Below are 14,231 nucleotides of genomic sequence, written 5' to 3' on the forward strand. Positions count from 1 at the left end.
ATTATCAGGTAAAACTACGCAACCTGATACGTTTCCTTGAAGAAGGCAATAAAGCCAAGGTATCTCTGCGGTACCGCGGTCGTGAGATGGCTCACCAGGAACTGGGAATGCAGTTGCTCAACCGGGTTGAGAAAGATCTGGAGGAGCTGGGTACTGTTGAGCAGCGTCCAAAGATGGAAGGCCGTCAATTGATTATGGTTATTGCCCCCAAGAAGCGGAAGTGACATCTGTTTTGCGAAAGTCCGACTTGCCGGATTTTCGTCTACATTTGGAGTTTTCATTATTTATGCTGCCTAACCTGAGTCGGTCATGAACTCAGGCCGGGCCTTTGAATGCGGAGTCAATCATGCCAAAGATGAAGACCAACTCTGGTGCTGCTAAGCGTTTCAAGAAAACTGCTAGCGGCTTCAAGCGTAAAAACGCTTTTAAGAGCCACATCCTAACCAAGATGACTACCAAGCGTAAGCGTCAGCTGCGTGGCACTCAGCAGGTCAGTGCTGCTGATAAGCCATTGGTAGAACGCATGCTGCGCGTACGTTAATTCAGACTGGTTATTGGAGGAAATAGAGAATGGCTCGAGTAAAGCGTGGTGTTGTAGCCCGTCGTCGTCACAAGAAAATTCTGAAGCAGGCTAAAGGTTACTACGGTGCGCGTTCCCGCGTATTCCGCGTAGCCAAGCAGGCGGTTACTAAAGCGGGTCAGTACGCTTACCGTGACCGTCGTCAGCGCAAGCGTCAGTTCCGTGCTTTGTGGATTGCCCGTATTAATGCTGGTGCCCGTATGAACGGTATGTCTTACAGTCGTCTGATTGCTGGCCTGAAGAAGGCCAACATCGAGATTGACCGTAAGGTTATGGCTGACCTGGCTGTTCACGAGAAGTCTGCTTTTGCTGCTATCGTTGATCAGGCTAAAGCTGCCCTGGCTTAAACAGTCTTTTTGCCTTCTTAGGTAATTAGTCTGAAAAAGAGGATCCTTTTGGGGTCCTTTTTTTGTGCCTGAAATTTGAATTGTAAAGTTAGCAGGTGACAATCTACGTCACATACTTACAAAATATGGGGAGATTTTTGATTGTTGTGTTGATATTCTCGAGTTAATAAATTACAAAGTCGCTCCCGTTCCGTTTGGTTGATCATCAGGAGCGAACATGAGAAGCAAGAGATAATAAGTCATGGCGCAAGATGCAGAGTTGGAATGGGAGCTTAATAATTTCGCTCACCGTCGCAAAGCCTACGAATATCTTCGTTCTATGAAGAATATTTTTTGTGTGTATTCTTCCAGTGTTTGCAAACTGTACAGTAATTATCAGTTGGAATTTCATGGCGAAGATAGTGAGGCTTCTATCGAGGTGATGCCGGACCAGAATGCCTGGCACGACACGTTCAGCTTTGTTTCTGCCAAGGCTGTACGCCCCAGTGGAATATTTATGTTTCCTGGCGAGATGTTTGGTAAGAGCGGTTTTTATGTCCGTCTTCCGCTTAAAGGTGGAAAGGGGAAAACGCTACCGCTTAATGAGGCGTTTGATCAGGTATTATCAAAACAAGATAATTTTCTTCCTTTGATCAAGAAAGGGGATCTTCGGGAGTTTCAGTCCAAGTCGCCTTATATTCATCTTCACTGGTTGGATCTGGATAAGCTTGATGAGCTCTCTACATTTCAGCGGCTTGATATTGTAAATACTATTGCTACTCGCTTTCACGATATGGTGAAAACGGAAGTCTCTTAAGAAACTTCCGTTTCGCCCCGCTTATTGCAGGGCGGAGGTTACCTGGAACCTTTAAACCAGTTGACTATATCGCTCAAAGACTTTCTCAAGTCCGTTATTGCGCTGGTGCTGAGGGTCTTGAGATCTTTGATGTGGACATCGCTCTTGTTCATATATTCCTCAAGGTGATCCACTTCTTCGTGTTGCATCTCATTGCGCTCGTCCTCAAGCTCTTTTTCCAGCTGGTGAAGTAGGGCCTTGGTCTCTTTTATCTGAGCCTTGAGAGCTTTGCGGTGAGCTTTATATTCCTGCATTGTCATGGAAGAGACTCCTTTCAGGCGGTCAGGGCAATCAGTAAACCTGGTAAAACAAAGAATAGTCCGATTACATAAGCAAAAACTATCCATTTGCGTCGACTGGCTATTTGAGCGAAGCGTCTGGCTGTAATGAGTGGGATGCGACGCAGGAATGGGATGCCGTAAATCAGAATAACTGCTGACAGGTTGAACGTTAGATGAACCAGTGCAATCTGAAGGGCGAATTGCGCCATTTCTCCTTCAACAGCCGTTGCTGCCAGCAAGGCGGTTATACAGGTGCCAATGTTTGCGCCCAAAGTGAATGGGTAGATTTCCTTGAGCTTGAACAGGCCGTTACCGGCCAAGGGTACTATAAGACTGGTGCTGGTTGATGAAGATTGGACGGCGATGGTCATCAGTGTGCCAGAGGTGATGCCGGTAACAGGGCCGTGACCAATGGCGCGGTGGAGGATAGCTTTGGCGCGGCCAACCATTAGAACCTTCAGCAGTTTTCCCAGAATAACAATAGACAGGAAAATCAGGGCCAAGCCTGTAAGAGCCAGGGCGACACCGCCCCAAGGTTCTGGCAAAGAGCCATACATGTCTTTGAATATGCCAATAACAGGCTTTGTTAAAGGCTTAATGAAATTAAAGCCCTTGATACTCAGGGACTCTCCACCAACCACAAAGGTGGTGAGGTATTCAGACACCTTGCTCAGGTAGCCGGTAAATATTTCCAGTGGCAGGAAAATAGCAATGGCTAACAGGTTGAAGAAGTCGTGTACCGTTGCGGCAGAAAAAGCGCGACGAAACTCTTTTTTCTTGCCAATGTGGCCCATGCTCACCAAGGTGTTGGTCACGGTGGTGCCCATGTTGGCACCCATGATCATGGGAATGGCGGTGTGAACTGGCAGGCCACCGGCAACAAGGCCGACGATAACCGAGGTGACTGTACTTGAAGACTGTACCAGAGCCGTGGCAAAGGCGCCGATAACAAGTCCCATAATTGGGTTGCTGGCAAAAGCGAAAAGTTCTCTGGCGCCATCGGCGCCACCTGATGCCCATTTAAAGCCGCTGCCTATCATTCCGACAGCGACAAGTAACAGGTAGACCATCAGAACGACAGTTAACCAGCGCAGCATACTGCCGGCAGAATTCCGTTGCGGGCCCGAGTGTGTCATAGCATTTTATTCAACTGTTGTGAGAAACTGCGCGCTATATCCCATGAATTAGAAGAAGATGCAAGAAATATCCAGCGGTTTGTACATAAGTACTACAAAAAAACGAGGCCTGTTGAGTGCTTTCGTTGGCTTTTGTACGTACCCGTGCTGTTGATAAATTCAACAGGTTTGACTGTTTCTTTTGGCGTACTGTTCGCGATTTTCGATGCGCTTTTCTTCACTTTTCCGAATCATGGTGTAAACGGCATTGGTTCCGCCGTGGTGACGTTGTGCAGTATGAAATGCTAAAACGGTGTCGTGTTCCTCCAGCCATTGGCGACTGTAGCTTTTCATGGTCGCCTTTTGATCACCCTGTTCGCCCCTGCCGTGGCAGATGAGTGCAGTTCGGATGTCATTGTCTTTGCAATCTTGCAGAAAACGATGAAGCTCTTTGCGAGCCTCTTTCACGGTCATAAGGTGAAGGTCTAGTCGGGCATCCATCTTGTATTTGCCCAGGCGTAGCTTTTTCCAAACCCCTTCTTGAATCCCAGCCTCTTTCCAGAACAGGAAGTCATGGGGTTGAACCCGTTTACGCAGCTCCATGGAGAGAGGGTTAGGGTCTACAAGGTATTCTGCTGCTGCGCGGCGGCGTTCTTCTTGTCCGGGGGTGCTTTTTCTATGTGTGCTGATGTTGGCGTGAACGTTTCCTCTGGCGAGTGGTTGTACGTCAGACATCTCTTCAAAGAAAAGATCATTGTCACCCTGTTGCATGGTCTTGATCTATCGGAATTCTAAAAGGAGGGGACAGAATATCATACTCAGTGAAAGAGTCAGTTGTGCTGACTGTCTGGTTATAGGTAAAACGCCCCGTGACTGTTGGAATCGTTCGAACGGTTATGGGCGCTATGCAGCTATTGCTGTCTGTACTATTGCTGCCTGCGTTCGGGTTATATGCCAAAGCAGGCGGTTGAAGTGTTAACAAAGGCTCGAAATGATGGAGCTTGCCCAAAGATGGGTAGGCATAGGGGATTTGTTTCTGAATTCGCTGTGTACCATAAATCCCGGTTGGGTGGCCGTTTATCTCTGGAAAGAGCGCTGGATTCGTAGTCTTAATCCCGGCTCTCATGTAAACTTGGTCGCTTTGACATTTTCGTGGTGAGTGCGATAACCCAAGGCTGGTAGCCTTGGCTCCGTAGGCACCTTCCGTTTTGGTAACAAGGCGGGTAAATGAATTATTGCGTTGTTAACTGGTTTATACAGAGTCCATGGAAAACCTCCAAGCATTAACCGACGCAGCACTGGCTGCTGTCGCGGCTGCCGGTGATGCGGCCAGCCTGGATCAGGTACGTGTGCAGTATCTGGGAAAAAAAGGTGAGATCAGCCTGCTGATGCAGGGATTACGTCACCTGTCTAAAGAGGAAAAGCCCAAGGCGGGCGCCAAAATCAACGAAGCCAAGCAGGTAGTGCAGAAGGCTATGAACGAGCGCCGCTCGTTTATGGAGCAGGCTGCGCTGGATGCCCAGCTGGCTGCTGAATCCATTGATGTGACCTTGCCAGGTCGTGGTGAGGGTGTGGGTAGTATCCACCCTGTAACCCGTACCATGGAGCGGATCAGCGAATACTTTCAGACTATCGGCTTTACCGAAGAAGCTGGCCCGGAAATCGAAGATGATTTCCACAACTTTGAAGCGCTGAATATTCCTGATCACCACCCGGCTCGTGCCATGCACGATACCTTCTACATGAAGGACGGTTCCGTGCTGCGTACTCACACCTCTCCGGTTCAGGTGCGCACTATGAAGCGTTTTGTGGCTGAGAACCGCAAGCCGCCAATCGCTATTGTTTGCCCTGGTAAGGTGTACCGCTGCGATTCCGACCAGACCCACAGCCCGATGTTCCATCAGGTGGAAGGTCTGTATGTTGCTGAGAAAACCAGTTTTGCTGATTTGAAGAGCCTGTTGTCTGATTTCCTGCGGGTGTTCTTCGAGCGTGACGATCTGGAAGTCCGCTTCCGTCCTTCTTACTTCCCATTCACTGAACCTTCTGCAGAAGTGGATATTGAGTGGGGCCGTAATGCGGATGACTCCATTAAGTGGTTGGAAGTGCTGGGCTGCGGCATGGTGCACCCTGACGTATTTCGTCACGCTGGGCTGGACCCAGAGAAGTACTGTGGTTTTGCCTTTGGCATGGGTGTTGAACGTTTTGCCATGTTGCGTTATGGCGTTAAGGATCTGCGACAGTTCTTCGAGAATGACCTGCGTTTCCTTGAGCAGTTCAAATAATTAATGAATTTTGATCGGTGTTCCGGCCGGAATCATGGAATTGTTTTCCGCGCCGCTGGGCTTCCTGCCCAGAGGCGGCTCACAGGCCATTCATGGCCTTTGAAAACAACCCCATCATTCCCGTCTCGATAGCATCGGAGTCATATCGGTTTATTTGATCCTTCTTTATGTGGAGGGGTTAAGGATGAGAACAGAATGAAATTCAGCGAACAGTGGCTGCGCAGCTGGGTTAACCCGGACGCAAGCACCGAAGAGCTAGTCAGCAAAATCACCATGGCTGGCCTGGAAGTGGATGAGTATGAAGCCGTTGCGCCAGAGTTTTCTGGTGTAGTGGTGGGTGAGATTGTTGCCTGTGAGCAGCACCCTGATGCGGACAAGCTGCGTGTGACCAAAGTCACCAACGGCACTGAAGAGTTTCAGGTGGTTTGTGGTGCCCCTAATGCTCGCGTAGGTATCAAGATTCCTTTTGCCATGGTAGGCGCGGTTCTGCCTGGCAACTTCAAGATCAAGAAAGCCAGGCTTCGTGGTGTTGAGTCCTTCGGTATGCTGTGTGGTGACGATGAGATTGGTCTCGCTTCCGAGCGTGCTGATGGCATTATGGAGCTGCCGCTGGATGCGCCAGTTGGCGCGGATATCCGTGAATACCTGCAGCTGGACGACACCATTATTGATGTTGATCTGACCCCCAACCGTGGTGACTGCCTGAGTATTGCCGGTCTGGCTCGTGAGGTTTCCGCTAACTTCCTGGCTGATGTGACCGTTGCTGAGATTGAAGATGTTGTCGCTGATATTGATGACACCTTCGAAGTGAATCTGGAAGCCACTGAGGCCTGCCCACGTTTTGTTGGGCGTGTGCTGCGTAATGTAAATATCAAGGCTGCCACCCCTATCTGGATGGTTGAGCGCCTGCGTCGTTCTGGTGTGCGTTCCATTGATCCCGTTGTTGATGTAACCAACTACGTGATGCTGGAACTGGGTCAGCCAATGCACGGCTATGACCTGGATCGCCTGAGTGGTTCTATCCGTGTTCGTATGGCGGAAGCTGGCGAAAAACTGTTGATGCTGGATGGCACCGAGCAGGAGCTGAACGCCAATACTCTGGTTATTGCTGATGAAGAGAAAGCGCTGGGTATTGCCGGTGTTATGGGTGGTGAGTACTCTGGTGTGAACGAAGATGCGACCAGTATTTTCCTGGAGTCAGCATTCTTCGACAAGATTGGTATTGCCGGTAAGGCTCGCCAGTACGGTTTGCATACTGATGCTTCCCACCGTTTTGAGCGTGGTGTGGATTACCAGTTGCAGAGTAAGGCGATTGAGCGTGCAACCCGCCTGATTCTGGATATCTGTGGTGGTCAGGCTGGTCCTGTTGTAGAAGTGGCTTGCGAAGAGGCATTGCCTAAAGCGCGCACAGTCATCCTGCACCGCCAAAAGGTAACTGACCTGTTGGGTGTAGAACTGCCTGCCGATCATATTGCCCCTCTGCTGACCTGTCTTGGTCTGGAACTTACTGAAACGGTTGAAGATCAGTGGTCTGTAGCTGTGCCCAGCTGGCGTTTTGATATCAGCATTGAAGAGGATCTGGTGGAGGAAGTTGGCCGCATATACGGTTACAACAATCTGCCCGACACCATTCCTCTGGCCGAGCTGCGTTTGAAGACTATTGATGAGTCGACTGTGCGTATGAGCGAACTGCGTCGTGTGCTGGTGGCTCGCGGTTATCGTGAAGCGATTAACTACAGTTTCATTGATCCATCTCTGCATCAGGCATTTGACCCTGAACGTGTGGCTGAGCCTCTGGCAAATCCGATTTCCAGTGAAATGTCTGTTATGCGTACCAGCCTGTTGCCAGGTTTGGTAACTGCTATGCGTTATAATTTGAACCGCCAGCAGAATCGTGTGCGTCTGTTTGAAACGGGCCAGATCTTTATCCGTGAAGGCGACCAGTTAACTCAGGATTTGTGGTTGGGCGGTGCTGTCTGTGGTAGTCGTAATCCTGAGAGCTGGCATGGTAGCGATGAACCTGTCGACTTTTTTGATCTGAAAGGCGATCTGATTGCTTTGTTCAAACGTGTTGGTAACGAAGCCGAATACAGCTTCCGCGCGGCTGATAAGTGTTCTGCACTTCACCCCGGTCAGTGCGCTGAAATTTTGCGTGACGGAAAGGTTGTTGGTGTGATTGGTCGCCTGCATCCAAGTGTTGCTAAAACCGTAAGTGTTGATACACCGGTTTACCTGTTTGAAATCTCCGCTGATGTTCTGATGGCTGGTGATGTGACTGCGTTCCGTGAACTGTCCAGGTTCCCGGAGGTTCGTCGCGATATGGCTCTGGTTCTTGATGAGACCACAGCAGCGGCTGATGTTGAAGCGGTTATTCGTTCCAAGGCTGGTGAGTGGCTGCGTGATATTCGCTTGTTCGACGTATATAGCGGTAAGGGCGTTGAGAAAGGCAAGAAGAGTTTGGCTCTGGGTGTTACCTGGCGTCATGCAGAGCGTACCCTGAACGATGAAGAGATTAATGACCTGTTTGCCTGTATTGCTGCGGCTCTGGAAGCAGAGTTGGGTGGTACCTTGCGTCAGTAAAAACGGACGCTGAGCTGTCGTTTTTTCTTATAAGCCCCTGAGGTGAAAGCTTTAGGGGTTTTTTGTATCTGTTGCGCAGATAGTGGTCAGTATCGGTCATATAGGTATCTAACTGACTGAAAGGGTTGATATTTCCTTTTTATCACAGCATTCTAAGGTGTGACAGCATCTTGCCGAATTGTCATAAGGGTCATGCTGTTATAGATAGATGTTAAAATATTACATCGAGGATGTATGGCCATGGGGGCACTGACCAAGGCAGAAATTGCTGATAGGTTGCATGAGGATCTGGGATTTAATAAAAGAGAAGCCCGGGAAATTGTTGATCTTTTCTTTGAAGAGATTCGTTCCTCACTTGAAAATAATGAACAGGTAAAGCTGTCAGGTTTTGGGAATTTTGATCTGCGGGACAAAGGAGAGCGTCCTGGCCGGAACCCTAAAACCGGTGAAGAAATTCCCGTTTCACCAAGGCGTGTAGTGACGTTTAAACCAGGCCAGAAACTCAGGGCGAGAGTTGAGGACTATGCAGGAAACCTTGTCGACGACTGACGGATGCGAAGGGCAAGCAGGTATTCAGGCTGAGCTCCCGGCAATTCCCGGAAAAAGGTACTTCACCATTGGTGAGGTTGCTGATCTTTGTCAGGTGAAGCCTCATGTGCTCAGGTACTGGGAGCAGGAGTTTGCTCACCTGAAACCGGTTAAACGCCGAGGGAATCGCCGTTATTATATGCGGCAGGATGTTCTCACTATTCGCCAGATTCGCAGTCTTCTCTATGAGCAGGGTTATACCATTCCCGGTGCCCGGGCTCGCCTTGCCGGTGAAGACGAGCACCACGATAGCAGTCAGTTTCGACAGTTGGTTCGCCAGACCATTCGAGAGCTCGAGGAAGTCCGAGCCCTTTTGAAGCGGAAATAAATAGTTTACACGCTGCTTCTTCTACGCTTTTGAGGAGCAGACTTTGGCTTCGGCCCGTATTTTCTTTTTTCTGCTGCCCTTTTGTCGCGAGATTCCTGTGATCGCACTTTTCTTGGCTGTTTCTTCTCGAGTTGCTCTGTAATGTCTACCGGGCGGGTTTCTCCACCTTCGAAATAAGGTAGAGGCTCTACTTTCAAAGGTTGTTTGACCAGCTTGCGGATGCTTTCCAGTTGTGGCTTTTCTTCAGGGCTGAGCAGTGAGATGGCTTGCCCTGGCATGCCAGCACGACCAGCACGACCTATGCGGTGAACATAGTCTTTGGCAACTTTTGGAAGGTTATAATTAATAACCAGAGGGAGCTGTTCGATATCCAGCCCACGGGCGGCAACATCTGTGGCAACCAGTGCGGTGAACTGATTGCTTTTGAAGCCTTCCAGTGTACGTGTTCGCAGGTGCTGGCTTTTGTCACTGTGGATGGCTTGAGCACTTACGCCGTCTTCTTCAAGTAGTTCAGCAATCTTGTTGGCTGCTTTTTTTGTGCGAACAAAAACAAGTACCTTTTCCCAGTCGCCGCCATTAATAATGTAACTGAGAATTTCGGGTTTACTCTGTTGGTCAACGGGATAAACAACCTGTTTCACTGTTTTGGCGGCAGAGTTGGGGTCTTCAATTTCGACTTTTACCGGGTGACGCTGAAATTCATGAGCCAGCTGTTTGATCTCACGGGAGAAGGTTGCTGAGAACAGCAGGTTCTGACGCTTCTCTGGAGCATTTTTCAAAATACGTTCAATATCATCCTTGAAACCCAGATCGAGCATGCGATCGGCTTCATCCAAAACGAGGATGCGTAGCTTGGACAGGGATACGTGTTCTTTGCTTATAAGGTCAAGCAGGCGGCCCGGGGTAGCGATTAAAATATCTGCACCCGCCTCAATGGCTTCGATTTGTGGGGACATTTCAACGCCGCCGAATACAGTAGCGGCTTTCAAGGGGAGATGTTTTCCATAAGTTGAAAAGCTTTCTCCAACCTGTACAGCCAGCTCCCTGGTGGGTACCAGAACCAATGCGCGAATATCTTTGCTGGCGCGCATTTCAGACAGACGATGCAGCACAGGCAAAGTAAAACCAGCGGTTTTTCCGGTGCCAGTTTGTGCCGATGCCATAATATCCCGTCCGGTTAATACCATGGGAATGGCTTTTGCCTGGATTTCGGTCGGGTTTTGATAGCCTGCTTCTTCCACTGCTGTGAGCAGAGGTGCAGATAGCCCAAGGGCAGAAAAAGTAGACATAATCGAAAGGTAACCTGAATAGCGTTTTGAGGAAGGCGGCGGATTTTACAGTAAGGGGTTCGCAGAGTCAGTGGTTTTTAATGGCATTTCCTGAAATCGGTAGAAGTACGATTGGGAAGCCTCTTGTGGCGCTTCGCTGTTTTGGATAGGATACGCCCGTTCTTGCCGTAGAGCAGTACCTAGTCGGAGCGTAGCGCAGCCTGGTAGCGCACCACAATGGGGTTGTGGGGGTCGGAGGTTCGAATCCTCTCGCTCCGACCAGTTTCAGAAAGCTTATCCCATCTCTGTTTAAAGAGAGGCTTTCGCATTGGCTTGTGTTGTTGATTTTTATAATGAAATCATTAACATAGCTATAGATCGGAGCGTAGCGCAGCCTGGTAGCGCACCACAATGGGGTTGTGGGGGTCGGAGGTTCGAATCCTCTCGCTCCGACCAAATCAAGAAAAAGCGTACATCTTTTGATGTGCGCTTTTTTTCGTTTGGTCGAGATTATTTTGGTAGTCTTGAATCATTCAGGACGGAAGAGCTTATGAGCGCAGAATCCGGAAGACTTCAACGAGAAAACAAAACTGTTGGCAAAATGATTGCCCTCTATTGTCAGCACCATCATAAACCTGAGAATGGATACCTCTGTTCAGATTGCATTGAATTAAAAGCCTTTTGCGAACGTCGGGTCGAGCGTTGTGTTTACGGGGCAAATAAACCTGTTTGTTCCAAGTGTCCTATTCATTGTTATAAACCTGCCAAACGTGAACAGGTTCGCCAGGTGATGCGCTGGGCTGGTCCGCGTATGCTGCTGCATCACCCTATCCTTGCTATTCGCCATCTATGGGAAGAGCGTCGGCCTTTGCCTCCTCGCCCAGGTAAGAAATTCAGAAAGGATTCGGCCTGATAAAAACCGGTCTACACTGCGCACTCTAAGAATAATGGTGACGCGAGAGCATTGCTTATGGCGCGCAGGGCGGATTTACTGATCTCATGTTTGATGAGCTCATTCTTTGTCTCCTTTTGTCTCGCTGCAACTCTGGAGGATACTCCGGAGCAGTGGTTATCTGAGCGAGTTGAGGAATATCAGCAGCAGTCACAGTGGTGGCAATACGGTTGGTCGGGTATTCATGGTGTTTCTGCAATCGCACAGGGATATGAGGCGAACAGAACCCATAGTAAATCCAGCGAACGGGCCAATACTGTTGGTGCTGTTTCAGCGGCTCTTGGTGCAGGGGACGTTCTGTTCAGGTCTCTTTATCCTCTTCCTGAAAAATCTCAGATTCCCGGTTTGTCTGATAATGCTTTCCGTTTAAAAGTTCTGGCTGAACGAATTGAAGCGAGGTCATCTCTGGCCGGTCATCTTGAAGGCTGGCTGACAGGGTTTGTCGGCGGACTGATTATTGCAGCTGGTCATGGCAAAGAGTCCGATGCCTGGGAGTTCTTCGCTGTTACGGGGTTGGTGGTTGAAGCTCAAATATGGAGCCTTCCAAGAGGCGCGGTGAAAGACTGGAAGTCTTATCAACGTTCAGGGCAGCTTCCAAGAGGCCATGTAAAGGATGAAAGGATTGCTTCTGTTAAACTTGCTGGTGCTCGCGCCATACGCCATGGTGTTGAATTTTTATGGTGGTTTTAAAGGAATAAAATACCGTGCGGCTGATCTTGAAATCTGGTACTAGAGTTGAAATAGGATCAACTATAAATAATGAAAAGCTATGAGCGTTCGTCCGTCAGATCAAAATCCTCCGCAATCACCTCCCCCGGTTACAGATAAGGATCTTCCTGTTAGCAGTACTGCTGGGGCGGGCTTTGCCGGGCATGCTAGTGTCGCGGAAAAGCCGGATGTTAATCCTTTGGTGGGAACTGATCAGCTGGAGCCCTCCCAGGCACCTGATACCAGAGTGAGTGAAAGAGAAATAGTAGAAACCTCCAGTGAAGGTTTGCCAAGTCTGAGGGGGGAGTCCCCTGAAGCATTACGAGCCAAGAAAGAAGCCGCTTTGAAAAAAGCTGATGTGGCTTTGGAGAAGTTGGGGCAGCTAGAACTTATGGAGCGTGCCCTCGGCGTTCTTAAACATGATGAGGGAGCTGAGGCCAGAGAGGCGGGGCAAATTATCATTTCTGTGACAGTCCCCCCCAGTACTGAACCCGTGAATGTTTTTCCTCCGGATAAATCAGTCGATCCGGAAAAGATGAAAGAGCTACAGGCGAAAGCTTTAAAAGCCTTGAGTGACTTTAAGGCGAATCCAAACAATGCAGAATATAACCGGGAAAAGCTTAAGGCTGAGGTCGATGGCGTAAAAGTTGAACTCGCCCAGATCAAGGACGCTTTGACTGAGCAAGGGCAGGACAGTGATGCTGATTGGGAAAAGCAATTCAATGCTTTGGAGAACAGGGATTTTTCATTCAATGTGGTTGATGGCGATGGAAAGCAAGAGATAACATCTATCTCCAAAGCCAAGCCTAAACCCGAAGAGCACCCTGTTGCTGATGATGGAAAAAGTGTCACACCTTCATCCGCTCCCTCTCCGTGGGTTCCAGGGCAACCTGTACCGCCTCCGCCCCCATTACCAGGAGCAACTGCACCTGCGGCACCTGCCAAAGCTACTGCAGTAACCGCTCATCCACAAGGTGGGGTGAAAGTTCCGCAATTTCAGTTACTAAGGGAAGCGGGTACATTGAAATTTACACCGCCTTACGATGAAGCGCCGTCGGGTCAGGGGAATATTGTTTCAGTCAATGCCGGGGATAAGGGGTTATATCTTGGAGGGGGGACGATTAATGCTCTCTTTGGTCAGATTTTAGAAAAATCTAGTGATCCCCAAAAAAATGGCTATGCCGATTACCACCGTGACATTCTTGATCTTGATGGTGATGGGCAAGGGTTTTGTGTTCCCGATTTGTCCAGCAAACAGGTCATTCCAGGAGTGAATTATTCTATAGGCCTTCCTGGGGAGGGGGGTGGCGTTGAAGGTAGTGCTTTCGTCCATGTGTTTGATGATTCTTATTGCCCTTATGGAAATCCGGAAAATCGGGCCATGGCTTACATTGTTCCTCCGTTGGGTAATGACCCAAAATTCGGGTCCGATGCAGACTTCCTCCTCGCTGTCAGAAATACTGCAAAAAGAACAATGCTTCTGGTTCAGGAGTATAACCTCAGAGCGAAGGCTGCGGGTAATATGCCGCCACTGGATGTTCTGAGAATGTGCCGGTTCAGTAGTGGTGCGTATGCAAGACTCGGTGATGATGGCAAGACGCTTGATGGGAAAATCGTCGCTGCTGCTATTCATGGTGGATTGGAGGAGGCCTGTAAAGAAATTGAGCAAAAAGGCCAGGCCGTTTTTGTTAACACTGTACAATATGAAGATGGTAGTCCTGACAAAGCCTTGTTTTCGGAGGCTGGTATTGTGGACCAGTCCGCTGTTCCGTTGCAGGTTTAGGAGCCGTTCCTTTTACAGCTCCCTGCATTACATTTTAAACATGTAGAAATCTGCACTACCTTTGTTATAAGGCTTTTGATTGCTGCAGTTTGAAGTCTGCAGTTTAAAGTTACTGGAAGTAAGTTAAATATCTGATAATCAGGGAGAGATTATGGACGTTGAACAGTTTGCAAATATTGCGGTGATGCTTTTCTCATCGGTAGCGATGGTGATTTTGCTGAATGTGGCAAGTAAGCTGGGTGGAGCTGTTGGGCAGATGTTGAGAGGAATTACTTTCGGTATTTTTATGTCAGTATTTTGTTATTCCGCGTTCCAGATGGCCGCTTATCTGGGGCTGGTTGATAGTGAAGTTATGTTCCCGATTATGGCTGTTCTGCTGGCCTTTGGTTCTCTGACCTTTGTCCTGAGTGCTTACAACGGGCTCAATGGTATTGAATCGTAAGCAGTATCCAAGGGTAGCCTGAAGCCGGGCTGCCCTTAATTCTCCTTTCCCCCCCCTTAAAGTTTCCTGATTACCACCTAACCTCAGCCACGATTCGTAGACTAAACTGACGACGCTGGTTTTCTTATCGAGCGAGGGCGAC

The 14,231-nt window shown here is 49.0% G+C and carries 16 protein-coding genes and 2 tRNA genes; 14 read left to right on the plus strand and 4 right to left on the minus strand.

All coding sequences use genetic code 11. The annotated features are described in order from the left end of the window. From infC to QMA35_RS18940, 4 genes are all read left to right on the plus strand, one after another. On the plus strand, positions 1-224 hold a 224-nt coding region (gene infC / locus QMA35_RS18925; RefSeq protein ID WP_281648713.1), incomplete at its 5' end, for a translation initiation factor IF-3. Between the two features lie 122 nt (positions 225-346). Continuing rightward, positions 347-541, plus strand: coding sequence for a 50S ribosomal protein L35 (rpmI, locus tag QMA35_RS18930; RefSeq protein ID WP_281648714.1), 195 nt, complete (start codon positions 347-349; stop codon positions 539-541). 29 nt (positions 542-570) lie between these two features. Beyond that, a complete protein-coding gene (gene rplT, locus QMA35_RS18935; protein ID WP_281648715.1) occupies positions 571-927 on the plus strand; it encodes a 50S ribosomal protein L20 in 357 nt (118 codons plus the stop codon). Between the two features lie 241 nt (positions 928-1,168). Next, entirely contained in the window at positions 1,169-1,723 is a 555-nt protein-coding gene (locus tag QMA35_RS18940; RefSeq protein WP_281648716.1) for a hypothetical protein, read from the plus strand. A 38-nt stretch (positions 1,724-1,761) separates the two neighbouring features. Here the strand turns inward: QMA35_RS18940 and QMA35_RS18945 are convergent, their stop codons facing one another. From QMA35_RS18945 to smrA, 3 genes are all read right to left on the minus strand, one after another. Further along, entirely contained in the window at positions 1,762-2,022 is a 261-nt protein-coding gene (locus QMA35_RS18945) for a hypothetical protein (RefSeq protein ID WP_281648717.1), read from the minus strand. Between the two features lie 14 nt (positions 2,023-2,036). Further along, positions 2,037-3,140: a Na/Pi symporter gene (locus QMA35_RS18950; protein WP_281648718.1), complete on the minus strand. Its 1,104-nt coding sequence runs from the start codon at positions 3,138-3,140 to the stop codon at positions 2,037-2,039. Between the two features lie 198 nt (positions 3,141-3,338). Further along, a complete protein-coding gene (smrA, locus tag QMA35_RS18955) occupies positions 3,339-3,929 on the minus strand; it encodes a DNA endonuclease SmrA (RefSeq protein ID WP_281648719.1) in 591 nt (196 codons plus the stop codon). 494 nt (positions 3,930-4,423) lie between these two features. Here smrA and pheS point away from each other — a divergent pair, with 494 nt between their 5' ends. From pheS to QMA35_RS18975, 4 genes are all read left to right on the plus strand, one after another. Further along, the gene (gene pheS, locus QMA35_RS18960; RefSeq protein WP_281648720.1) at positions 4,424-5,440 is read left to right on the plus strand and encodes a phenylalanine--tRNA ligase subunit alpha; all 1,017 of its coding nucleotides are present in this window, start codon (positions 4,424-4,426) and stop codon (positions 5,438-5,440) included. 195 nt (positions 5,441-5,635) lie between these two features. Beyond that, positions 5,636-8,020, plus strand: a complete 2,385-nt coding sequence (gene pheT, locus QMA35_RS18965; RefSeq protein WP_281648721.1) for a phenylalanine--tRNA ligase subunit beta — start codon at positions 5,636-5,638, stop codon at positions 8,018-8,020. A 240-nt stretch (positions 8,021-8,260) separates the two neighbouring features. Continuing rightward, complete coding sequence (gene ihfA / locus QMA35_RS18970; RefSeq protein ID WP_281648722.1) at positions 8,261-8,569, plus strand: integration host factor subunit alpha; 309 nt, start codon at positions 8,261-8,263, stop codon at positions 8,567-8,569. After that, positions 8,544-8,936 (plus strand): MerR family transcriptional regulator, encoded by a 393-nt coding sequence (locus QMA35_RS18975; protein WP_281648723.1) that lies wholly within the window; start codon positions 8,544-8,546, stop codon positions 8,934-8,936. Before ihfA ends, QMA35_RS18975 begins: the two co-directional genes overlap by 26 nt. 5 nt (positions 8,937-8,941) lie before the next feature. Here QMA35_RS18975 and QMA35_RS18980 read toward each other — a convergent pair whose 3' ends face one another. Next, positions 8,942-10,225 carry a DEAD/DEAH box helicase gene (locus QMA35_RS18980; protein WP_281648724.1) on the minus strand — a complete coding sequence of 428 codons (1,284 nt, stop codon included), beginning with the start codon at positions 10,223-10,225 and terminating at the stop codon, positions 8,942-8,944. 184 nt (positions 10,226-10,409) lie between these two features. Here QMA35_RS18980 and QMA35_RS18985 point away from each other — a divergent pair. From QMA35_RS18985 to QMA35_RS19010, 6 genes are all read left to right on the plus strand, one after another. After that, positions 10,410-10,486 (plus strand) — tRNA-Pro (locus tag QMA35_RS18985). A gap of 97 nt (positions 10,487-10,583) precedes the next feature. Beyond that, positions 10,584-10,660, plus strand: a tRNA-Pro gene (locus QMA35_RS18990). A gap of 94 nt (positions 10,661-10,754) precedes the next feature. Continuing rightward, the gene (locus QMA35_RS18995) at positions 10,755-11,117 is read left to right on the plus strand and encodes a nitrous oxide-stimulated promoter family protein (protein WP_281648725.1); all 363 of its coding nucleotides are present in this window, start codon (positions 10,755-10,757) and stop codon (positions 11,115-11,117) included. Positions 11,118-11,174: 57 nt separating this feature from the next. Further along, on the plus strand, positions 11,175-11,846 hold the full coding sequence (locus QMA35_RS19000; RefSeq protein WP_281648726.1) for a hypothetical protein: 672 nt from the start codon (positions 11,175-11,177) through the stop codon (positions 11,844-11,846). Between the two features lie 79 nt (positions 11,847-11,925). Then, on the plus strand, positions 11,926-13,647 hold the full coding sequence (locus tag QMA35_RS19005; RefSeq protein WP_281648727.1) for a hypothetical protein: 1,722 nt from the start codon (positions 11,926-11,928) through the stop codon (positions 13,645-13,647). Positions 13,648-13,798: 151 nt separating this feature from the next. Continuing rightward, positions 13,799-14,089 (plus strand): hypothetical protein, encoded by a 291-nt coding sequence (locus tag QMA35_RS19010; protein ID WP_281648728.1) that lies wholly within the window; start codon positions 13,799-13,801, stop codon positions 14,087-14,089. Positions 14,090-14,231: the final 142 nt, after the last annotated feature.

It is taken from the genome of Parendozoicomonas sp. Alg238-R29, assembly GCF_947331445.1.
In the GTDB taxonomy this organism is placed as follows: domain Bacteria; phylum Pseudomonadota; class Gammaproteobacteria; order Pseudomonadales; family Endozoicomonadaceae; genus Sansalvadorimonas.